18 protein-coding genes, 1 pseudogene and 1 CRISPR repeat array are annotated in these 22667 nt (G+C 41.5%); all 19 genes and pseudogenes read left to right on the forward strand.

Annotation, left to right across the window (positions count from 1 at the left end; all coding sequences use genetic code 11):
• The coding region (locus tag B4F08_RS15070; protein WP_291375139.1) for an acyltransferase at positions 1–750 on the forward strand (750 nt) is incomplete at its 5' end.
• Positions 751–755: 5 nt separating this feature from the next.
• The gene (locus B4F08_RS15075; RefSeq protein ID WP_291375141.1) at positions 756–2288 is read left to right on the forward strand and encodes an HAL/PAL/TAL family ammonia-lyase; all 1533 of its coding nucleotides are present in this window, start codon (positions 756–758) and stop codon (positions 2286–2288) included.
• Positions 2289–2297: 9 nt separating this feature from the next.
• Entirely contained in the window at positions 2298–2717 is a 420-nt protein-coding gene (locus B4F08_RS15080; protein ID WP_005012597.1) for an acyl-CoA thioesterase, read from the forward strand.
• A gap of 7 nt (positions 2718–2724) precedes the next feature.
• The gene (locus B4F08_RS15085) at positions 2725–3366 is read left to right on the forward strand and encodes a LolA family protein (protein ID WP_414632485.1); all 642 of its coding nucleotides are present in this window, start codon (positions 2725–2727) and stop codon (positions 3364–3366) included.
• Positions 3341–5670: pseudogene (locus tag B4F08_RS15090) on the forward strand (MMPL family transporter). The gene B4F08_RS15085 and the pseudogene B4F08_RS15090 overlap by 26 nt, the downstream one beginning before the upstream one ends.
• Positions 5671–5688: 18 nt before the next feature.
• Positions 5689–6990: an NAD(P)/FAD-dependent oxidoreductase gene (locus tag B4F08_RS15095; RefSeq protein WP_291375145.1), complete on the forward strand. Its 1302-nt coding sequence runs from the start codon at positions 5689–5691 to the stop codon at positions 6988–6990.
• Entirely contained in the window at positions 6980–7537 is a 558-nt protein-coding gene (locus tag B4F08_RS15100; RefSeq protein WP_291375147.1) for a DUF3261 domain-containing protein, read from the forward strand. Before B4F08_RS15095 ends, B4F08_RS15100 begins: the two co-directional genes overlap by 11 nt.
• Entirely contained in the window at positions 7530–8726 is a 1197-nt protein-coding gene (locus tag B4F08_RS15105; protein WP_291375149.1) for a beta-ketoacyl-[acyl-carrier-protein] synthase family protein, read from the forward strand. The genes B4F08_RS15100 and B4F08_RS15105 overlap by 8 nt, the downstream gene beginning before the upstream one ends.
• On the forward strand, positions 8723–9160 hold the full coding sequence (locus tag B4F08_RS15110; protein ID WP_291375151.1) for a 3-hydroxylacyl-ACP dehydratase: 438 nt from the start codon (positions 8723–8725) through the stop codon (positions 9158–9160). The genes B4F08_RS15105 and B4F08_RS15110 overlap by 4 nt, the downstream gene beginning before the upstream one ends.
• Complete coding sequence (locus tag B4F08_RS15115) at positions 9157–9882, forward strand: 3-ketoacyl-ACP reductase FabG2 (RefSeq protein ID WP_151706824.1); 726 nt, start codon at positions 9157–9159, stop codon at positions 9880–9882. Before B4F08_RS15110 ends, B4F08_RS15115 begins: the two co-directional genes overlap by 4 nt.
• Complete coding sequence (locus tag B4F08_RS15120) at positions 9882–11105, forward strand: beta-ketoacyl-ACP synthase (RefSeq protein WP_086210671.1); 1224 nt, start codon at positions 9882–9884, stop codon at positions 11103–11105. Before B4F08_RS15115 ends, B4F08_RS15120 begins: the two co-directional genes overlap by 1 nt.
• A 15-nt stretch (positions 11106–11120) precedes the next feature.
• A complete protein-coding gene (locus B4F08_RS15125; protein ID WP_086210747.1) occupies positions 11121–11555 on the forward strand; it encodes an excinuclease in 435 nt (144 codons plus the stop codon).
• A 281-nt stretch (positions 11556–11836) separates the two neighbouring features.
• The gene (locus B4F08_RS15130) at positions 11837–12211 is read left to right on the forward strand and encodes a rod shape-determining protein (protein ID WP_086210670.1); all 375 of its coding nucleotides are present in this window, start codon (positions 11837–11839) and stop codon (positions 12209–12211) included.
• A 189-nt stretch (positions 12212–12400) separates the two neighbouring features.
• Positions 12401–13366, forward strand: coding sequence for a type I-F CRISPR-associated endonuclease Cas1f (cas1f, locus tag B4F08_RS15135; protein ID WP_291375154.1), 966 nt, complete (start codon positions 12401–12403; stop codon positions 13364–13366).
• On the forward strand, positions 13363–16737 hold the full coding sequence (gene cas3f / locus B4F08_RS15140; protein ID WP_291375156.1) for a type I-F CRISPR-associated helicase Cas3f: 3375 nt from the start codon (positions 13363–13365) through the stop codon (positions 16735–16737). Before cas1f ends, cas3f begins: the two co-directional genes overlap by 4 nt.
• Positions 16738–16751: 14 nt before the next feature.
• The gene (csy1, locus tag B4F08_RS15145) at positions 16752–17993 is read left to right on the forward strand and encodes a type I-F CRISPR-associated protein Csy1 (RefSeq protein WP_119064436.1); all 1242 of its coding nucleotides are present in this window, start codon (positions 16752–16754) and stop codon (positions 17991–17993) included.
• The gene (csy2, locus tag B4F08_RS15150) at positions 17993–18877 is read left to right on the forward strand and encodes a type I-F CRISPR-associated protein Csy2 (RefSeq protein ID WP_291375158.1); all 885 of its coding nucleotides are present in this window, start codon (positions 17993–17995) and stop codon (positions 18875–18877) included. The genes csy1 and csy2 overlap by 1 nt, the downstream gene beginning before the upstream one ends.
• Before the next feature lie 26 nt (positions 18878–18903).
• Complete coding sequence (csy3, locus tag B4F08_RS15155) at positions 18904–19917, forward strand: type I-F CRISPR-associated protein Csy3 (protein ID WP_291375159.1); 1014 nt, start codon at positions 18904–18906, stop codon at positions 19915–19917.
• Between the two features lie 3 nt (positions 19918–19920).
• On the forward strand, positions 19921–20535 hold the full coding sequence (gene cas6f / locus B4F08_RS15160) for a type I-F CRISPR-associated endoribonuclease Cas6/Csy4 (protein ID WP_110975692.1): 615 nt from the start codon (positions 19921–19923) through the stop codon (positions 20533–20535).
• Positions 20536–20666: 131 nt separating this feature from the next.
• Positions 20667–22554: a CRISPR direct-repeat array (repeat unit 28 nt; unit sequence GTTCACTGCCATGTAGGCAGCTTAGAAA).
• Positions 22555–22667: the final 113 nt, after the last annotated feature.

Raw genomic sequence — 22667 nt, forward strand, 5'->3', positions numbered from 1 at the left:
TACTTAAAAAAACTGCATCATTTTGCAGGTGCGCAGTCGCCGTTTCAGGCTGAGCCGCAGCTGTGGCACAGCTATACGCATTTGATGCAATTTGGCGAATGTATTTTAGATAAAATTGAGGGCTGGCTCGGGCATATTCCTGAGCAGAACTTAAAGCTGCATGGTCATGCGCACTTTCGTTCGCACTATCAAAAAGGTGCGGTGATTGTGGTGTCGCACTTTGGCAATATTGAATTGTTGCGCGCCGTCAAAGCAGAGCATCCGCAGAGAATTAATGTGTTGGTCTATCAAAAACATGCCACCAAATTCAATGAGTTTTTAAAAAAGCTGAATGAACATGCCGATGTCAATTTGGTTTCGGTGGATGAGTTGGGAATTGAAACAGCATTGATTTTACAGGATAAGTTGGATCAAGGTGAATGGGTAATTGTGGCTGCAGACCGCGTACCTGTGCAGTCAGATCGGGTACAATCGGTTGCTTTTTTAGGCGAGCAAGCGCTGTGGCCACAGGGCGCATGGATTTTGGCCAGTTTGTTGAAAGCTCCTGTGCTAGCTGTGTTTTGCTATCGAGTCGATACACATTTTGAAGTGCATATCCATCAAGTCGCGGAGCAGTTAAACTGGCCACGTAAAGAGCGTTTACAGGCCATGCAACAGACCACACGACAGTATGTGGAGCTGTTGGAACAGCATTGCATACGCGCACCCTATCAATGGTTTAATTTTTATAATTTTTGGAATAAAGGATAAGTCTTGTGTTAATTGTTGGGGAAACTCCGCTCAGTATTGAAGATGTTGTGGCTGTAGCGCGTAAAGAAAAACAGGTGGCATTGCCTGCCTCTGCTGAATGGACAGCATTGATTCAACGTGGCGCAGATTTCCTCGATCAGCTGTTGCAAGACGAAGGCGTCATTTATGGCGTGACCACGGGCTATGGCGATTCGTGCTTGGTCGAAATTCCAGCCCATCAAGTGCATGAGTTGCCACTACATTTGTCGCGTTTTCATGGCTGTGGCATGGGACAAAACTTAGACTTAATGACCGCACGTGCTGTCGTGGTGGTGCGTTTATGTTCTTTAGCACGCGGTTATTCGGGTGTTTCACATGCCTTGTTACAGCGTTTGGTCTGGATGCTGAATGAAGATGTCATTCCTGTAATTCCCTCAGAAGGTTCGGTGGGTGCCAGTGGGGACTTGACGCCTTTGTCTTATATCGCTGGAGCCTTGGTCGGTGAGCGTGATGTGTACTATCAAGACCAGATTGTGCCGATTGCACAAGTGTATGCCGAAAAAGGTATACAGCCTTTGGTGATGCGTCCTAAAGAAGGCTTAGCCCTGATGAATGGTACAGCGGTTATGACCGCGATTGCCTGCCTGAATTATAAAAAAGCCGAACAGATTTCTTTTGCCAGTACTTTGATTACTGCCCTGAATGTCTTGGCTTTAGAAGGGAATCCAAGCCATTTTGATGAAGTCCTGTTTGCGCAGAAACCACATCCAGGACAGCAACATATTGCAGCTCAGTTACGTGACTGGTTAAACAGTGAAGTGCAGACTGAACACCAAAGTTCACGTCTGCAAGACCGTTATTCATTGCGCTGTGCACCGCATGTGATTGGGGTGTTTGAAGATTCTAAAGTCTGGTTGCGTCAGTTTATTGAAAATGAGCTGAATTCAAGTAACGACAACCCATTGATTGACCCAGTGAATCTGCGGGTACTGCATGGTGGACATTTCTATGGCGGACATATTGCCCAAGCCATGGACAGCCTGAAAATTATGATCGCGAATATTGCCGACTTGATGGATCGTCAATTGGCGCAGTTGGTTGATTATAAAATGAACAATGGTTTGCCGCGCAATTTAACGGGTTCAAGCCCTGAGCGTTTGCCGTTGAATCATGGCTTTAAAGCGGTGCAAATAGGGGTTTCAGCATGGACAGCAGAAGCCTTGAAACAAACACTCGCAGCGTCGATTTTCTCACGTTCAACCGAATGTCATAATCAAGACAAAGTCAGTATGGGCACCATTGCTGCGCGTGATGCCAGTCGTGTGATTACCCTGACTGAACAAGTGATTGCGGCACTCAGCTGTGCAGCGGTTCAGGCGGTCAAACTCAAAGGGGTAGATACAGAACTCAGCCCTGTTTTAACAGCATTTCAACACTGGGTGCTTCAGAGCTTCACCTATGTAGTGGAAGATCGTCCTTTACAACAAGAGCTTCAGGCATTGGTTCATCGCTTTGAGGATTTAGAACTGTTAGACAGCATTGCTGTTCAATATTCATAGGAAATGAGCATGCATGCTGATGTAATCATTGAAGTGCCTTTTCATGATGTCGACACCATGAATGTGGTGTGGCACGGGCATTATTTAAAATATTTTGAAATTGCGCGCTGCAAATTGCTGGATCAATTTCACTATAACTATAACCAAATGCGTGACTCGGGCTATGCATGGCCGGTGATTGAAAGTCATGTGCGTTATGTACAAGGCATTGAGTTTGAACAAAAAATTCGTGTGCGCGCCGTTTTGAAAGAATGGGAAAATCGCTTAAAAATCGAATATCTGATTTTCGATGCAGTTTCAGGCAGAAAGCTGACCAAGGGTTATACCTCACAAGTGGCGGTACACATTGAAAAACGTGAAATGTGCTTCCAGTCGCCACAGGTGTTGCTGGACTGTTTAAATGCATGGCCTGAATTTAAAGCGGAGTAATGCAAGCATGATTCGATACAAATTTTTTAAGCCGATTTTGGTTGCGTGTACAGCCAGTATGATGACACTGCTTGCTCCCACAGTGAATGCACAAAATACTGAATTGAAGCAGGTGTTTGCTCAGCTCGGTGCAACGCCTGTGGTGCGTGCCCAATTTGAGCAGCAGAAAAAACTGGCCGCTCTGAATAAAACCTATGTGTCCAAAGGTACGGTGCTGTTCAGCAAAAACCAAGGGGTGCTGTGGCAGATTCAAAGTCCAGTCAAAGCCGATTTGGTGGTGACACCGCGTAAGCTGGTACAAAAGACGCAGCGCACGTCCAGTCAAATTGAAGTCGATAAGACTCCTTATGGCTCTGTAGCGACGATGTTTTTGCAGTTGATGTCGGGCAATGAAGCGGCACTCGCTAAAAACTTTAACGTGGTGTCTGCCAATTACAGTCCGACGCAGTGGAATGTCAGTTTGACACCGAAAAGTGGCCTATTTAAAAAGCTTTTTGTCCAAGTCGATGCGCAAGGTCAGCGTTATGTGGACCGTATTACCATTTTGGAACAAGCCAATAACCGCACCATCATTCGTTTTAGCCAGCAAACGGCTCAACCTCAAACTTTAACGGCTGCGGAAAATGCGCTTTTCCAATTGGCAAAATAAATTTAGCGCCCTGTGGTTGTTGCTGTTGTGTGTCATTGCTTTGGCACTGGGTGTGGCTTGGCTGAATAAAGGCATTAAGATTGAGACCAATATTTTTGCTTTGTTGCCTGAGGCCCATCAAGATGCTCATCTGGAACAAGCACAGCAATATGTGAGTCAGCAGTTAAATGACAAAGTTTTTGTGGTGTTGGATGCCAAAATCAGATCTGCAATTAGAACAGGCAACGCAAGCACTCCAAACCCAAGCCGACCAAAGTCAGCTGTTTTTACCCGTTCGTCCGCAGCTTGATCCTGATNNATCAATTTGCCCAAGCGCTGTATCTACACAAGGCGGGGTTATTATCCAAGTCAGATCAGCAGATTTTGCAAGGGCAGGATCATACCGCGCTGATAGAGCAGGGCTTATTACAACTGATGAGTCCGGGCATGCCAATCACGGCTGACATGCTCAAGCAAGATCCTTTATTGCTGTTTCCGCGTTATGCAGTGGGTTTAAGTACTTTACAAAGCAATGCCGATGTTAACTTAGAGCAGGGCTTTGCGACCATTCGTGATGAGCAAGGTATCTCGCGCCTGATGGTACTTCAGCTCAACAACAGCCCCTATAACATTGCCTACCAAGAGCAAACCGCTGCTTTTATTCAAAATATCAATCAGCAACTCAACCAGTTGCAGGTTAGACCACACTGGACAGGCACACTGTTGTTTGCACAGTTTGGCACCAATTCTGCCAAAGAGGAAATCTCGACTATTGGCGTGGGTTCGACCATCGGAATATTACTGCTGGTCTGGTTTGGCTTCCGTTCGATACGCCCGATGCTGACGGAAATGGTTGCAGTAGGTACCGGCAGTCTGGTGGCCTTTGCGGTGACGTATTGGGTTTTCGGTGAAATTCACCTGATGACACTGGTCTTTGGCGCCAGTCTGATAGGGGTCTGTGTCGATTTTTCATTTTACTTTATGGCCATGCAGTCTCAGCACCGACAGGTGGATGGATTTGCAGTTTTAAAACCATTATTGCCAAGCCTCTTTGTGGGTTTGATGACCACATTGTTGGCTTATGTAGTGCTGAGTTTTACCCCATTTCCGGGTTTTAAGCAGATTGCGGTCTTTTCCATGGTTGGACTGAGCGCCGCATGGGTGACCAGTATTTTATTACTGCCACGTTTGCCTGCGCTGAATGCGGAACCTGCGATAGGTGCTTTGGGCTTTATTGGCAAAGCACGCAGTTATGTGCAGAGCCGTAACACACTGCGTTATGGCATGATTGCACTGATTCTACTGGTGATGGGTAGTAGTCTCGCCTTGCTGAAAAGCAATGATGACATCCGTAATTTACAAAGTATGGATGCCACTTTAAAGCAGGAAGATCAATATATTCGTTCACGTTTTATGCAACAGCAAAGCAGTGAATACTTTTTGGTACAGGGCAGAACCCCAGCAGAGTTGGAGCAGCGCGAACAGCAACTACTGGCAGAGCTTGCGCCCTTGCAACAGGCTGGCAAGTTGGATGCTGTACAAGCTTTAGGGCAATGGATTCCATCGCTTGAGCAGCAAAAACACAATATTGTGATGTTACAGGCGATTCCTCAGCCTGCTTTAGTGGAATATGCGCAAGCGTTACAGCTCAACGCAGCCGATGTTTTAAACTGGCAAGCGCATTTAAAAGACCAGCCGTTGCTGACCGAAGCCGTCTTTAAAGATCATCCTCTGCATTTTTTGCAGATGAGTCCGACACAACGTTTGGTGATGCTACAAAATGTGCATGATGTCAAAGCTGTGCAACAGCTTGAAAATGCTGATGTACAACTGTTACGTCCCGTTCATCAACTGTCTGAATTGTTTAAACAGCACCGTGAGCAGGCACAGTGGTTATTACTCAGCGCTTTGGTGATTTTAGCCATTGGCTTAGGGACACTATATGGCAAAAAATCCATTCTGCCTTTGGTGTTGCCTGTCAGCATGGCCTTAATGACCACGTTTGCGATTCAAGCATGGCTGGGTGTCGAGATTAATTTATTCAGCATTATGGGTACCTTCCTGATCATTGGGATTGGGGTGGACTATGCGATTTTCTACCGCCACGGACATGATCACCCGCAGGTGGTCGGCATGGCTTTATTCCTGTGCATGATGTCGACGTTTTTTAGTTTTGGTTTGCTGTCCTTTAGTCATACCTATGCCATTCACAGTTTTGGCTTAACAGTGTTGCTGGGCGTTATTTTTTCATTTATTTATGCCACACTTTTTACATCCTCCGATGCAAAACATGTGGTGGTTCAACAATATCAGCCAAAGAGCTGAGTCAAAGGGTACAGTGCAATGAGCACCATGCAACAGACAGATGTTTTAATTATTGGGGCGGGACCATCAGGCAGTTCGGCTGCAGCTTTGTTGCGCCAAAAAGGTTACCAAGTCACGGTCATTGAAAAGCAATATTTTCCGCGTTTTTCCATCGGCGAGTCTTTATTGCCGCAGTGTATGGTGTTTTTAGAAGAAGCGGGTTTATTGGAAACGGTGCGTACACATGCCGACGAATATGCCTTTCAGTTTAAAAATGGCGCGGCTTTTTTAAGAGGCAGACAGCGCAGTTTTTATGACTTTACCCAAAAGTTTAGTGAAGGCCCAGGCACTACATGGCAGGTCCGACGCGCCAACTTTGACCAGCTTTTGGCACAGCAAGCCGAAAAAATGGGCGCGGACATCCGTTTTGGCCATGAAGTGTTGGCCGTCGATGTCAAATCCACACAGCCGATTTTGACGGTCAAAGATGAGCAAGGCAACAGCTACCAAATTCAAGGCAAGTTCCTGTTAGATGCCAGTGGTTTTGGTCGCATTTTGCCGAAGTTTCTTGACTTAGAAAGTCCATCGGACTTTCCTGTGCGCCGTGCAGTCTTTACCCACATTGAAGACGGTCTATTGAATGACCCTGAGTTTGACCGTGAGAAAATTTTAATTACCGTACATGAAAAAGATCATCGTGCGTGGTATTGGCTGATTCCCTTTGCTGATGGGCGCTCTTCATTTGGCATCGTGGCGGAGCAAGATTTCTTTGAGAAATATGGTTATGACAGTAGTGCAGACTATGATTTAGAAGCCTTGCAAAAACGTATTTTAGCCGATGATGCCAGTTTGTCGCATGTACTGCGTCACGCCAAACATGATACTCCTGTCCGTACTTTGGTGGGCTACTCTGCCGATGTGAAACACTTGGCATCAAACAATTATGCGCTACTCGGTAATGCGGGAGAGTTCCTCGATCCTGTCTTTTCTTCAGGGGTAACCATTGCCTTAAAATCGTCCAGTCTAGCTGTGCCATTGGTTGAGCAAGTGCTGCAAGGTCAGGCAGTCGATTGGATGGAGCAATATGAAAAGCCACTACGTAAAGGCATTCAAGTATTTCGTGCCTATGTCGAGTCATGGTATTCAGGTGAATTTCAGGATGTGGTGTTCTCCACTCATCAGGATGAAAAAATCCGCCGTATGATTGCTTCCTTACTGGCAGGTTATGCGTGGGATGCAACTAACCCGATTCATCGTAATGCCAAGCAACGCTTGAGCACTTTGGCCGAATATTGCCGAGAAGAACAACCGCAAAAAGAGTCGTTGACTGATGAAACTTAAGCTGCGTTTGAAAACCGTCAGTTGGGTTTTAGCCAGTGCTCTGCTCTGTAGTGCCTGCCAAAGCTGGATTCCCAAGGCGCAGGGACTCGCGACCCCGCAGTGGGCTGCGCAAAATTATCAACGTCAAGATCAAATCGAAGTGCAGTGGAAAACCCAGAGTTTCAGCTTTTTACTGTATCAGCAACAACGGGGGCAGTCGCTTGATATGTTAGCGCTCAGCCTCACAGGGCAACAGTTGTTTAAACTCAGTTTTGATGGTCAAAAGGTCGAAGTTGAACAGCGGATTGATCCAATGAAACGGTTGCCTTTTGATTATGTGGTGCGTGATATTCTGTATGCCACTTATCCAAATTTTGCTGCCTTACATACTGCTCAAAATGCTGTCGTGCAGAAAGACGATACCATTTATATACAGCAGCAACCCGTGTTGAAAATTCAGCAAAATGAAGGGGAAATTGAACTGGATAATCTGCAAGTGCCTTATCAAATGGTGATCAGCACGGTGAGCAATACTTTAGAAGATGATCAAGGTGACCATCATGACTAAAAATCTACAGCATGTTTCAGCCATGGGTATTCAGTTCAGTGTGGCGCTGTCGGCTTTGGGGCAAAATGCCACTGAGCTTCAGCATGCCTTAACAAGCACAGAAAATACTTTGTCGCAACGAGAGGATTTGATCGCGGGGCGTTCGGTCTGGGTCGGTGCATCTGATCAAACCTTAGTTCAAGCAGTGCCTGAAAGCTTGAGCAGTGCAGATTCACGGAATCTACGCTTTGCCCTGACGGCTTTGGCGCACATTGAAACTGAAATTCATGCTTATACAGCACAGTTTGCTAAACAACGTCTTGCTGTGATTATCGGCACGTCAACCTCAGGCATCGCAGATAATGAGTCTACTTTAAAAGCGCAGTTTCAACAGTCAGCGTCAAAGTCTGTACAGCACCAAAAGCAAGAAATGGGCAGTTTAGCGAAAGCCTTACAACAGTATTTGGGCTGGGAAGGGCCTGCCTATACCATTTCTACCGCCTGTTCCTCGGCAGCCAAAGCGCTGGCGGCGGGGCAACGTCTGCTGAATGCCGATTTGGCCGATGCGGTCTTAGTCGGTGGAGTCGATACCCTGTGCAAGCTGACTTTAAATGGTTTTGATAGTTTAGAAAGCTTATCGAGCGGAATTTGTCAGCCCTGTGGTGCCAACCGTGATGGTATTAATATTGGTGAAGCCGCAGGACTGTTTTTACTGTCCAAAGCGCCCGCTCCTGTGATGTTGCTGTCGAGTGGCGAGTCAATGGATGCATGGCATATTTCAGCACCGCATCCAGAAGGACGAGGGGCTGCGGAGGCGATGCAAAAAGCTTTAGATATGGCACAGCTTGAAGCAGGCGATATTGGGTATTTAAATTTGCATGGGACTTCTACACCGCAAAATGATGCGATGGAAATTAAAGCAGTGCAGACTGTTTTTGCAGATTATCCAGTTGCACTTAGCAGCACCAAACATAAAACAGGGCATTGTCTGGGGGCGGCGGGTGCAATCGAAGCCTTTATTTGCCAGCAGGTTTTATTGGATCAATCCTGGTTGCCACTGCATCATGCAGGTGAATTGGACGATGCGTTGGCTGGGCAAAATTATGTGCTTACACCGCATTTGAATACACCCATTCGCTATGCGATGAGTAATTCTTTTGCTTTTGGGGGGAGCAACATCAGTTTAATTTTCGGGACGGTTTTGTCATGATGGACGCAGTACAGTTTATTCCGCATGCGAAACCGATGGTTTTTGTAAGTCATCTGATTGAAGCCAATGATACGTTTGCGATTGCAGAACTTCACATCACACCCGATTTGATGTTTTGTGAACCAGATGGCTTGCCCACATGGAGCAGTATTGAGCTGATGGCGCAGACCATTAGTGCCTATGCAGGCTATAAAGGGCAAACCAAAGGATTGCCACCGAAAATTGGCTTTTTATTGGGAACGCGTAAAATGCAGTTACCCTGTGCCTATTTTAGTTTGGGTACAACCGTGCAGATTCGGGTCGAACAAAGTTATCTGCACGAAGGTTTGGGGCAGTTTAATTGTGAAATTGAATATCAAGAACATCGGTTCAGCGCTATGTTGAGCGTATTTGAGCCTGAAAATATGAATGAAATCATTGGAAAATTAGTGTGAACAGAAGAGTTTTAGTCACGGGTTCGAGTCGTGGAATAGGTAAAGCGATCGCTTTAGAGTTGGCAAAGGCAGGCTTTGATGTCACGGTCCATGCCCGCTCAAGACAGTCTGAGGCCGAAGCAGTGGCTCAGGAGATTCAAGCGCTTGGACAGGCGAGTCATGTACTGATGTTCGATGTGAATGAGCGTGAAAAGATTGCTGACATTTTGGAGCAAGATATAGCACAGCATGGTGCTTTTTACGGTGCGGTGTTGAATGCAGGACTAACCCGTGATGGTGCTTTCCCCGCATTGACCGATGAAGACTGGGATGATGTGGTCTCGACCTCTCTGAACGGTTTTTATAATGTGCTGAAACCCCTGATGATGCCGATGATTCGCTTGAAAAAGGGCGGACGTATTGTGACCTTGTCTTCAGTATCTGGAATCATGGGGAATCGTGGTCAGGTGAACTATAGCGCTGCCAAAGCAGGCTTGATTGGAGCGACTAAAGCATTGGCACTGGAATTGGCCAAACGCAAAATTACGGTGAACTGTGTTGCTCCTGGCTTGATTGAAACCGAAATGGTGAACGAAGAAGTTAAAGAACACGCCTTGAAAATGATCCCGATGCAACGCATGGGACAGGTAGAAGAAGTCGCAAAAGCGGTGAAGTTTTTATGTAGTGATGATGCCAGTTATATCACTCGTCAAGTGATTTCAGTCAATGGAGGCTTGATCTAATGAAACGTGTAGTCGTAACAGGCATGTCTGGAATTACCTCTTTGGGTGAAACCGCAGAACAAATTTTTGAGCAGTTTGCACAAGGCAAAAGCGGTATTCGCTATATGCCTGACTGGGAAATTTACCCTGATTTACGCAGTAAATTGGCTGGCCCGGTGGAGTCATTTACTGTACCGAAGCATTTTAACCGTAAAGTGACCCGTGGCATGGGACGTGTTGCTTTAATGTCTACGGTATGTGCTGAAAAAGCATTGGAAGATGCAGGTTTACTGCATGCGGATATCTTAAAAAGTGGTGATGCAGGCGTGGCCTTTGGTTCCTCTGCGGGCAGTGTGGATGCTGTGCGTGAGTTTGGTGCCATGTTGATTGAGCACAATATGAGCCAACTGAATGCGACAACCTATATTCGTATGATGTCGCATACCAGTGCAGTCAATATGACGGTGTATTTTGGTTTAAAGGGTTTAACGCTGCCGACCTCAAGTGCCTGTACTTCGGGTTCCATGGCGATTGGTCAGGCTTATGAAGCAATCAAATATGGCAAGCAAACTGTGATGATTGCAGGCGGGGCAGAAGAGCTCAGTGCAGCGGGTTCAGCCGTGTTCGATGTCCTATTGGCGACCAGTGTGCAAAATGACCATCCAGAGAAAACCCCACGTCCGTTTGATGCAAGCCGAGATGGTTTGGTGGTGGGTGAAGGTGCAGGTTGTTTGATTTTAGAAGAGTATGAACATGCGCAAGCGCGTGGGGCGACCATTTATGCCGAGATTGTGGGGTATGGCAGCAATACCGATGGTCAGCATGTAACCCGACCTGATTCTGAAATGATGGGCCGTTGTATGCAGTTGGCACTCAAAGATGCACAGCTTACAGCCGAAGATATTGATTATGTTAATGCGCATGGTACCTCGACCGATCAGGGGGATATTGCTGAATCACAAGCGACTGCGCGGATCTTAGGTAAAAAACCGATCAGCTCATTAAAAAGTTATTTTGGGCATACACTTGGGGCGTGTGGCGCCATTGAAGCATGGCTCAGTATTGAAATGATGCGACGCAATCAATTGGTGCCGACTTTAAATTTAGATCAGATTGACAGCGCCTGCGGTGATCTGGATTATGTGGTATCGGGCATGCGTTCAGCAGAAACGCAAACCATGATGAGCAACAATTTTGCTTTTGGAGGGATTAATACCTCCTTAATTTTTAAACGTTTCAAATAAGATGAGGGAAAAATGATGTCTTTTAAAAAAGCTTTTGCAGTAACAGTATTGTCTTTATGTGGGATTGCATCGGCTCAAGCAGCTGACCAAATGCATGATTTCAATTTTCAAGAAGCTGTAAACCGTGCTGTCGCTGATGGGGTGTTGGATGGTTCAGTCAAGTTTTATTTAGCGGGCACTAAGTCAGGTGGCAAGGTCATTCAAAAAGGCTTAGTGACCAATAAAAAAACCAATGGTTTTGCTAAATCGGCAGAAAGTTCATGTGATCATGTGCTACGTTCTGCGTTGATTCAGTTCCAAAATACGGCAAAAGCAAAAGGTGCAAATGCCGTGACCAATTTGGTGAGTTTCTATAAGTCCAACGAAACACGTAGCACCACGACTTACCAATGTGCGAAAGGTACGGCATTAGCAGGGGTGGCGTTAAAAGGTGACTTAGTAAAGTTCTAATGTGATCTGGTGGGCTGGGTCTTTCTATAAACAAGAGAAAGGCTCGGCTTGATATAAGATAATCATGGTTTTATCACTCAAGTTAGCGGTTTTCATGAGCGGTTAGGCTCAGTGGCTTTATCTTGTTTAAACAGTAAGTGTGAAGCATGAATAATGATGAAAAGCCGTTCTAGTATGCTGAATTCTAAAATCTTTTTGGCTGGGGGATTGATGCTAAAAGGAAAATTTCAAGCACTTCGTATAAGCGTATTATGTTAATTTAGAGAAAATTAAGAATCAAGATGATAAGCGACGATTTAAAGAAACATCCTAAAGCAATGTGGGTACATTTTTATAAAAACCGTATGGATTTGATGTCAGGGGATGGTACTGTCAAAGCAACAGAAGTTCCTCAAATACCTTATGATCATCCGAGAATGATTTTGGCAGATTTTGAAAGTGCTACAACAACATTGAAAGCTTTAATGAAACATCATTCTAATAGTTTATCTTTTTTCAAGTTTACAGCTCCTATTGCGATTGTCCAAATAATGGAGCCAATACAGGCTAATTTAGCTAAGATTGAAATACGAGCTTTTAAAGAATTATTTCTTGATACTGGTGCACGAGCAGTAAATCTTTATGACCTTGATGGAAATTCTATTGAGAATAGATAACTAGGGGTTTAGGAAGTTAAAGAGGGTTGTTACGAAGTAGTTTCAGCAAATCGAGGTATAAATTACCATACAGATGCATCTTGCGAAGATTCTGCGTCAAGATGTGACGTTAGCTTGCTTAATTTTATTTCAATAAAGATGGGGTGAAGATATTTTAATAATAACGCCTCTTTAAAATTGATAACAATAATGGAACAACTTAATCCTTCCGATTTAAAAGCAATTTTACATTCTAAACGTGCCAATCTTTACTACCTTGAACATGCACGTGTCATGCAAAAAGATGGTCGAGTTTTATATCTCACAGAAGCCAAAAATGAAAACCAATATTGGAATATTCCAATCGCCAATACCACGGTCATTTTATTGGGTACAGGCACATCCATTACCCAAGCAGCGATGCGGATGCTCGCCAGTGCAGGAGTATTGGTCGGTTTTACAGGCGGCGGTGGAACGCCTTTATTTATGGGGAGCGAAATTGAATGGATGATGCCACAAAGTGAATTTCGTCCAACAGAGTACATGCAGGGGTGGATGAGCTTTTGGTTTGATGAGGCGAAACGTTTAGAGGTCGCAAAACAATTTCAGTTCGCCCGTATTGAGTTTATTCGTAAAGTTTGGGCTAAAGATCGGGATTTACAAGCCGAAGGATTTTATCTTGATGACCAAGATATCACCCAAGCGTTAACAGGATTTGAAAAGAAAATTCCGCATCAAAGCAAAGTTGGTGATTTATTGCTTGCTGAAGCACAAATGACCAAACAACTTTATAAAATTGCGGCAACACGTTGCAAACTCAGTTTTGAACGTAATCCTGAACAGGGGGATTTAGCCAATGACTTTTTGAATCATGGTAATTATCTCGCCTACGGTTTAGCCGCAACCACGCTTTGGGTGTTAGGCATTTCTCATTCATTTGCTGTGATGCATGGTAAAACTCGACGTGGTGCTTTGGTATTTGATGTAGCGGATTTAATTAAGGATGCAGTGGTTTTACCTTGGGCATTTATTTGTGCCAAAGAAGGTATGACTGAGCAAGAGTTTAGACAGCAGTTACTGCAAAAATTCACTGAATATCGCTGTTTGGATTGGATGTTTGATCAGGTGAAAACGCAAGCTTGTAAAAACTTTAATACAGAGGCAAGTGAATTATGATTGTGACCTTCATTAGCCAGTGTGAAAAGAAAGCGATTCCTCGAACTCGCCGTGTACTCGATGCTTTTGCGGATCGAATAGGTGATAATACATGGCAAACAGTCATTACCGAAGATGGTTTGATTGCTGTTAAAAAATTGTTGAGAAAGACCGTTACCAAAAGTACGGCGGTCAGTTGTCAATGGATACGTGGTCGTCGTAGAAGTGAGTTGCTGTGGGTCGTTGGAAATCGAAACAAATTTAATGAGCAGGGCATTGTGCCTGTAAATACCACGAAGAAAAAATTAGATCAAAATAAATGGGAAAATGATTGGCATTATTTACCTCTTATTAAAGCGTTGGTTGCAGTGTCCGCACTACTTCACGATTGGGGCAAAGCAACGGTTTTATTTCAGCAGAAACTCCTCAGTAAAAACAATCAATTTAAAGGTGATCCTTTACGGCATGAATGGATTTCCTGTCTTTTGCTCAATGCATTGGTTCAATCATCAGGCGATATTGAAACTGATGAAGCATGGCTAAATTTATTTATCAGTCAAAGTTGGAATGAAGAAGTACTCAAACAAACGATTGTGAAAAATTCAGATCAATCAAAAGTTTTAGACCAACTTCCACCTTTAGCACAGTTGGTCGCATGGTTGATTGTGTCACATCATCGTTTACCTAATTTAAAAGATGATAAAGCGTTAAAAGAATATACGGTTCAACCTGCAAATAGCATCGTTGAATTATTTGAATTTATCGAAGCAGATTGGGGTTATCAAAATAAATTTGAGGAAAAAGAGTATCAACAACGTCTTAAATTGTGTTTTGAGTTTAAACAAGGTTTGTTGACTCAGTCATCTGAATGGAACAAGCAAATTAAAAAATGGTCAACACGTTTATTACAAGAGTCTCAAGCATCACAGCAGATTTTTGTTGATGGCAGTTGGCGAGTGATTTTACATCATGCACGATTATGTCTCATGTTGGGTGATCACTATTATTCATCTTGTGAGGCAGATAAAACGTGGAAAACCAATTTATCACTCGTTGCAAATACTGACCCAAAAACGAAACAAGCCAAACAATTTTTAGATGAGCATTTAGTACGGGTCAGTGACAATGCAATGCGAGTTGCTCAGTCTTTAAGTCGCTTAGCCGATGACATGGAACCCGCTTATGATATTCAAAAATTAAAAAAGAAAAGTCCTCAAGGTTTTGAATGGCAAGATCAGGCAGTGAAAGGGATACAACAATTTATTCAAAAAAATGAGGGAGTGGAGAAACAAGGTTGGTTTATTGTCAATATGGCGAGTACGGGTAAGGGTAAAACGATTGCCAATGCTAAAATTATGCAAGCTCTATCCAAAGATGGGCAATCATTACGCTATATCTTAGCTTTAGGACTCAGAACATTAACTTTACAAACTGGTGATTCATATCGTCATGATATTGGTTTGAGCAATGATGAGCTTGCTGTTTTAATTGGTTCAAAAGCTGTTCAGGAATTACATCATCAAAATATAAAAAATACTCAGCCAGATGAAGTAAGTATTGAGGAAATAGGTTCAGAGTCACTGGAAGAACTATTAGACAATGAACTTGATTATGACGCTATGCCTCAAGCAGAGTTTATGAATGCTTTATTTCCAAAGCATCAGGAACAACGTAATAAAGCTTTTTTATATAAACCTGTTTTAGCTTGCACCATTGATCATATGATGGCAGCCACGGAAACCAAACGAGGTGGAAAATATATTTTACCCAGTTTGAGACTTTCATCTTCAGATTTGGTGATTGATGAAGTTGATGATTTTAACGGTCAGGACTTAATTGCGATTGCTCGACTTGTACATTTGGCAGGGATGTTAGGGCGAAAAGTGATGATTTCCTCGGCAACCATTCCACCTGCATTAGCTGAGGGTTTCTTTAATGCGTATCAGCAAGGTTGGTCATTGTATTGTGCGTTTAAAAAACTTAAAAATACAAATATGACTGCAATGTGGGTTGATGAATTTAAAACTAAAATTCAAATCATTGATTCAAGCAAATCAAAAGAAACGATACAGCAATATAAGAATACACATGATCAATTTATTGAGCTTCGAGTAAATGCATTAAGTAAACAAATCGTAAAACATAGAGCTTATATTATAGATTGCGCTGACCTTGTTGCAGAAAAAGAAGTACAACGTTTAGATCAAAGTTTACAGTCGCAATATTTTGAACGAATTCAGCAGAATGCTGAACAATTGCATCTAAATCATTACAGTATTGATATTAAAACAGGCAAAAAAGTTTCTTTTGGTGTGGTACGCATAGCGAATATTTCGCCATGTGTCGCGCTCACTCAATATCTATTAAATGCCGAGTGGTCACAAGGAATTGCACCTCGTGTCATGGCATATCATAGTCGTCAAGTTTTGCTATTACGTAGTGAGCAGGAGCGACATTTAGATCAGGTTTTGAAGCGCAAAGAAAAAGTAGGAGAGCAGGCAACTGCATTTTCAGAAAATGTGATTCGACAGCATTTAGATTCAACAGAGCATGAACATGTTGTTTTTATCTTGGTTGCTACGCCTGTAGAGGAGGTTGGTCGAGATCATGATTTTGATTGGGCAATTGTAGAGCCATCCTCTTATCGCTCTATCATCCAACTTGCTGGGCGGGTATTACGGCATCGAAAACTGGAACAGGATATTCAAAAACCAAATATTGCTTTGATGCAATATAATTTGAAAGGCGTACGAAAGGCGAAGGTCGCATTTGAAAAGCCAGGTTGTGAAATGAATAATGATAAATTCAAATTACAGACCAAAGATCTAAAAGAATTACTCGATATTTCAAATGTTGATTTTAATATCAATGCCGTTCCACGTATTCAGGCAAATCAACCTTTACAAGCTGTAAAAAAATTGGCTGATCTTGAACATGCGGTCATGGCTGATGCTTTAACTTCATATAATAAAGTAGGTGCGAAGCCCCTCAATGCGTGGTTGACTCAAAACTGGTTTTTAACGGCTTTACCTCAGCAATTTACGCCTTTTAGACAAAGTTCACCTAATATTCAGCTTTTTGCAGTGTTAAAAAATCACAAGCTTGTATTTTGTGTAAAAGATGATTTTGGAAAATATATTGATCGTAATGGTTTTTATAATATTCATCACATGCAATTAAACGAATTAGAACAACAAAGATTATGGTTAAATCGAAATTATCACGACATTTTGTGTCGTCTTTCTCTTGATAAATTGAGCGAAAATGAGGATATTTCTGAAAAGGTAGAAACATTATCAGAACGCTATGGGGAAATTATGTTACCTGAATATGATGAGAATAAAAGACTTGTTTATTCTGAACAATTTGGACTTGTAGTTTTAGATAAATAATAAGTGGGGGATATATGGCTGAAAGCATTTATACATTTTTGAATGAGCGAAAAGAACTTTGGTTAAAAGAGCGAATAAAAAAGGCTGAAAATGAAACGGTAATAAGCGAATTACAAAAACAGGCAAATGATAAGTTTAGTTTAAATGAATGGCTACCTGATGCAGCAAAGCGAGTTACACAGCTTTCTATGGTCAGTCACCCAAGTAAATTCAGTCACCCAAGTGCAAAAACTTCAAGCGTGATTGCTAAAGTAGAACAATCTAATGATGGCTATTTACGAAGTGGGAATGTGGATTATTCATTAGATGTATTTGGCAATGCTGCTGCAATGGATGTATTTAAGTTTTTGTCCTTACCATTAAATGAAAAGTTCACGGTATTGGACGGTTTTGAACAGCAAGATCAAGCATTGAAAACTCTAATTACTCATGCAAAATTAAACTTTGATACTTTAAGTACAGAATTTTTAAAAATAAAAGTAACAGATCATTCTGTTAAAACAGATCACTTAGTGAAACAAGTTTATTTTCCAGTTCGTGAAGCACAATATCATTTACTCTCTATTTTAACGCCATCAGGATTAATCACTCGACTAAAACAATCCATTGATGCGATACGTTTTTCTGAAGACACTAAACAAGCTAAAGAGTCACGTAAGAAAAATGAGCATCATGAAATAGGCTATTCCGATATTTTTGATTTAACTGTAACGGGGTATGGTGGAACTCAACCTCAAAATGTCAGTGTTTTAAATAGTCAAAATGCAGGACGAGCTTATTTATTATCAACTTGTCCACCTAAGTTTGAAAACCGTAATATTAAATTACCCAGTCAAGATTTTTTTCAACAGTGTCTATATTGGAAAAGATTTGGTAGTGAATTTGAAAGCTTACAGAAATATGTCACTGGAATTAATAATCAGCATACACGTAAAAAAATTAAAAAAATTTTACGTCAAATGGTTGGAGATATTTTATTTATTGCCTTTTGTATACGTAAAAATGAAAAGGGATGGTCTAAAAAGGAGCATTATCAATCCTTAGCTCTAAAGCAAAAAATATGGCTTGACGATGCATATTTAGATGTAAGAGAAACTGAAAGTGAATGGCGAGATGAAATTGCTCGAAGAACTGCAAAATGGATTTTAGACAGCTTTGAAGACTTTTATGGTTCTAAGTTATTTGGTAGCCCTGAAATTATTGAGTTAAAAGGTATTGTATTTGAAGCACTGGATGAAGATAAGGAGTTTTTTTAATGCGTCATTTTTTATTGATTTCACATTTAAAACTTCACAATGCCAATGCAATGAGTAGTCCATATACCATCGGATTTCCTGCAATGACGGCTTGGCTTGGTGCAGTTCATGCTTTGCAACGTAAATTACAAACTAAAACGTGTGATGTGACTTTAACTAAAGTGGCAATTAGCTGCCATGAATTTAATTTGCAAACTTATAAAGGGCAAGGGGATTTTGTTCATTCCATTATAGGTACAGCGAATCCATTAGATAAGGATGGGAGTAGACCTGCTTTTATTGAAGAAGCTCGTTGTCATTTGGAAGTTTCACTTTTAATTGAAATTGAAAATTTGAGTAAGAAAAAAAGAGATCAACTTTTAGAGCTTATCCCTGATCTAGTGTGCAGCATGAAATTTGCGAGTGGAGATGTTTTAGCAGTTAAGAATTGTCAAATATTGGATTTTGATGAAGATGAAAGTCAGGATAAGGAATTAAAACCCATCTTAAATAAGCTCATGCTTGGACATGTACTGATTGAGCGTCGTGATCTTGTTATAGAAAGTATGAATCAGGGCAGAGATGCGTTAGATGCGGTTTTAGATTATTTAAAAGTCATACATAGTTCTAGTCTAGATCAAGATGACAAAGTGACATGGACATCAAAGCGTAAAGCTCAAGGTTGGCTTGTGCCTATTGCTGTTGGTTTTCAGGGAATTTCCGAATTGGGAAAAGCAAAAAATCAACGTGATGCCAATACACCGCATAGATTTGCTGAAAGCGTTTTAACGTTAGGTGAATTTGTGATGCCGTATCGTATAGAACACCTTGATCAACTGTTGTGGAAGTATCATGTTGATTTAGAAAATAATTTATACCTTTGTAAAAACCAAACTACAACTTAATTTTATATTGAAAAAAGGAAAAACTCATGGCTAAAAATGAAAAAGTAGTTGCAAGTGTACTGGCATTTGAAAAGAAACTTGTTCCATCTGATGGTTATTTTTACGGAACAACTTGGATTAATCGTAATGAACAAACAGCATTAAAGCTGATTGAAAAATCGGTACGAGGAACGATTTCAAACCGTTTAAAGCCTGCTGTTGCAGGTGACCCAATGAAACTGAATGCAGAGGTTGAGAAAGCCAATTTACAGACTGTAGATGCATGTGCTTTGGGAGAAAATCAGGACACTTTAAAAGTTGGATTTACCTTAAAAGTACTCGGTGGAATTGAAAATCCATCTGCTTGTAACAATGAAAATTTCTTAGCTTCTTATCAAGTTGTAGCAAAAAACTATATTGAACAATATGGCTTTACTGAGCTTGCTAAACGCTATGCACTTAATATAGCCAATGCTCGGTTTTTATGGCGTAATCGTGTTGGAGCTGAAAAAGTAGAAGTTGTTGTTACGATTAATGATCAAGCAGCAATCACTTTTAATGCTTTGGAATATCCATTGCATGACTTTGATCAGATTGATGAGAAAGTACAAAACTTAGCGAACCAAATTGCACAGGCTTTGAAAGGTGAAACTGCTTATCTATTAATTAAAGTTGAAGCTTATGCATTAGTTGGTAAAGCGCAAGAAGTCTATCCAAGTGAAGAGTTGGTATTAGATAAAGGAAAAGGCAATAAGAGCAAAATTCTTTATCAAGTGAATGATGTTGCTGCAATGCATTCTCAAAAAATCGGTAATGCACTGCGTACGATTGATACTTGGTATCCTGAATTTGATGATAAAAAAACAGCAATTGCGATAGAACCGTATGGTGCGGTTACAAATCTTGGAAAAGCATATAGAACTCCGAAAGATAAAGTTGATTTTTTTAATTTATTTGATAAGTACGCTTTAGGTGAGTCATTGGCTAATACTGAACAAGAACATTATGTGATGGCAGTTTTAGTTCGTGGTGGAGTATTTGGTCAAAGTGGTAAGGAGTAATCAATGGATTATTACCAAGAAATTACTTTGATTGATCAAGCTGAGATTTCACCTTATTTCCTTTGGTCAAAAATCTATATGCAGTTACATTTTGCTTTGGTAGAAATGAAAGATCAGTACAATCAAGTGCCAATAGGAATTTCTTTTCCTGATTATGTGTATGAAGTACAGGAAAATAAAAGATCTAAAGTTGGTTTAGGTGGGAAACTACGTATTTTTGCTATATCTGAAATAGATTTACAAAAATTGGACATCAGAAAATGGCTAGATCGTTTATTAGATTACACACATATCACGAGTGTACGTCCTGTTCCTGAAAATAGAATCACAGGCTATGCCATTTATAGGCGTAAACAGGTGAAAACTAATCCACAGCGTTTGGCTCGTCACCGTGTGAAGCGTGGTGATATTAGTTTTGATGAAGCATTGGCTCGTTATAGTAATGTTGTAACAACAACGGATTTACCTTATATCCAATTGCAAAGTTTAAGTACTTCTGATGAACAAGATAAGAGATGGTTTAAGTTGTTCATTGAAAAGAACGCTACGGAAAAATCTGCAACTCAGGTTTTTAGTACCTATGGTTTAAGTTCACAGAGTTCTGTACCCGAATTTTAACCCAATATTTTTATACTCTTTAACAGCTTAATAAAATCAATAAGTTATAAACGTGGGTTAAAACTTGGGTCTTTTACTAGATTTAAAGCTTAACTCACTGTTATAGCTTTATTTTTTGTGTTAATTTTACTGTTCACTGCCATGTAGGCAGCTTAGAAAAAATACTGGCTTGAGTTCTTCAGGCTCGTCAGGTTCACTGCCATGTAGGCAGCTTAGAAAAATAACAGACCCCGCTACTGGTGAAACTGTCAGTTCACTGCCATGTAGGCAGCTTAGAAAATTGGCAAACGGGACAATAACGAACACGACAAGTTCACTGCCATGTAGGCAGCTTAGAAAAAACAAAGCAATGATGGTTGCTTTACCGCCATGTTCACTGCCATGTAGGCAGCTTAGAAATTTGAAATACAGCTCCCATCTCAAGATTATCTGTTCACTGCCATGTAGGCAGCTTAGAAACAACTAAAGAGTTAACTTGTAAGACGTATACAGTTCACTGCCATGTAGGCAGCTTAGAAAATACGATTCGACCAAAGTATTCGCACAGGCAGGTTCACTGCCATGTAGGCAGCTTAGAAAATTTGGTTTAAATAACTTGTCAAATCCTTGTTGTTCACTGCCATGTAGGCAGCTTAGAAATCATTCATATAAATTTTTGCATCTAATTCAGCGTTCACTGCCATGTAGGCAGCTTAGAAAAAAGCGCAAAACAAAATACGAATACGATTAACGTTCACTGCCATGTAGGCAGCTTAGAAATTGGCTACAGCAATTGCAGAAGCAATAAAGTCGTTCACTGCCATGTAGGCAGCTTAGAAATAAACAGGCTTAATCAAAATGATTATTTGCGAGTTCACTGCCATGTAGGCAGCTTAGAAAACTGGTATGTCTAGTTTCAGGTGGTCATTACGGTTCACTGCCATGTAGGCAGCTTAGAAAGTTCCTATAAGCATGGAAATACAGATATCTAAGTTCACTGCCATGTAGGCAGCTTAGAAATAACGGAATTTGTTCTTCTTGAACAGTTGCATGTTCACTGCCATGTAGGCAGCTTAGAAAGCTGAAACACAACCAACGTTGTACGGCATGTTGTTCACTGCCATGTAGGCAGCTTAGAAAAAATGCAGTCATGACATAAATTTTTGTGAAGTGTTCACTGCCATGTAGGCAGCTTAGAAAAACTTCTATAAGTTGGTGCAAGATTTCGCTGTGTTCACTGCCATGTAGGCAGCTTAGAAATATGGCTCTGGTCTGTGATCTGCAAAATCACAGTTCACTGCCATGTAGGCAGCTTAGAAATCCAAATGTAGAGCATAAAGGCAATTGGAAACGTTCACTGCCATGTAGGCAGCTTAGAAAAATCAACATACTTATTTTGTACATCATTCCACGTTCACTGCCATGTAGGCAGCTTAGAAAATAGAATCACCAATAGAAAACGCCCCCGTTTGGTTCACTGCCATGTAGGCAGCTTAGAAATGATGACCAGTCAGAATAATTTTTCTTTTTCCGTTCACTGCCATGTAGGCAGCTTAGAAAATTGCTGACATTGCCTAAATATTCGAGAACTTGTTCACTGCCATGTAGGCAGCTTAGAAAGTTTCAGGATCTCGGATTTCTTCCTGAGTAATGTTCACTGCCATGTAGGCAGCTTAGAAAGCTGCGGATCTGCATCATTGATGGTGATGCATGTTCACTGCCATGTAGGCAGCTTAGAAATCAAACGGGTTTCTTAAAAGAAACTGGCCCACGTTCACTGCCATGTAGGCAGCTTAGAAATTTCGTCAAACTCATTGAAATTGACTTCAATCGTTCACTGCCATGTAGGCAGCTTAGAAAGATATTGGTCAACAAGTCATAGATTTAGCAGAGTTCACTGCCATGTAGGCAGCTTAGAAATGAGTAATGATGTATCGGCCGACTGCTGTAATGTTCACTGCCATGTAGGCAGCTTAGAAAAGTAGTAGGGTCTACAACTTCGGGAGTTGTAAGTTCACTGCCATGTAGGCAGCTTAGAAATTGATGTAAAGGTGACACTATCTATGGTAAGACTTTGCTGAAATTGTCTATACTGCCTTTAGATGTTAGAGAAAATTGTAATCAAATCAATAAAAAAGCCCCCATCTTTCGAT

Source organism: Acinetobacter sp. UBA6720 (genome assembly GCF_002454215.1).
GTDB lineage: Bacteria > Pseudomonadota > Gammaproteobacteria > Pseudomonadales > Moraxellaceae > Acinetobacter.

Coding starts and splice junctions, on each gene's coding strand:
- B4F08_RS15080 (WP_005012597.1), top strand. CDS start 2,298: ATGCATGCTGATGTAATCATTGAAGTGCCTTTTCATGATGTCGACACC.
- B4F08_RS15085 (WP_414632485.1), top strand. CDS start 2,725: ATGATTCGATACAAATTTTTTAAGCCGATTTTGGTTGCGTGTACAGCC.
- B4F08_RS15095 (WP_291375145.1), top strand. CDS start 5,689: ATGAGCACCATGCAACAGACAGATGTTTTAATTATTGGGGCGGGACCA.
- B4F08_RS15100 (WP_291375147.1), top strand. CDS start 6,980: ATGAAACTTAAGCTGCGTTTGAAAACCGTCAGTTGGGTTTTAGCCAGT.
- B4F08_RS15105 (WP_291375149.1), top strand. CDS start 7,530: ATGACTAAAAATCTACAGCATGTTTCAGCCATGGGTATTCAGTTCAGT.
- B4F08_RS15110 (WP_291375151.1), top strand. CDS start 8,723: ATGATGGACGCAGTACAGTTTATTCCGCATGCGAAACCGATGGTTTTT.
- B4F08_RS15120 (WP_086210671.1), top strand. CDS start 9,882: ATGAAACGTGTAGTCGTAACAGGCATGTCTGGAATTACCTCTTTGGGT.
- B4F08_RS15125 (WP_086210747.1), top strand. CDS start 11,121: ATGTCTTTTAAAAAAGCTTTTGCAGTAACAGTATTGTCTTTATGTGGG.
- B4F08_RS15130 (WP_086210670.1), top strand. CDS start 11,837: ATGATAAGCGACGATTTAAAGAAACATCCTAAAGCAATGTGGGTACAT.
- cas1f (WP_291375154.1), top strand. CDS start 12,401: ATGGAACAACTTAATCCTTCCGATTTAAAAGCAATTTTACATTCTAAA.
- cas3f (WP_291375156.1), top strand. CDS start 13,363: ATGATTGTGACCTTCATTAGCCAGTGTGAAAAGAAAGCGATTCCTCGA.
- csy1 (WP_119064436.1), top strand. CDS start 16,752: ATGGCTGAAAGCATTTATACATTTTTGAATGAGCGAAAAGAACTTTGG.
- csy2 (WP_291375158.1), top strand. CDS start 17,993: ATGCGTCATTTTTTATTGATTTCACATTTAAAACTTCACAATGCCAAT.
- csy3 (WP_291375159.1), top strand. CDS start 18,904: ATGGCTAAAAATGAAAAAGTAGTTGCAAGTGTACTGGCATTTGAAAAG.
- cas6f (WP_110975692.1), top strand. CDS start 19,921: ATGGATTATTACCAAGAAATTACTTTGATTGATCAAGCTGAGATTTCA.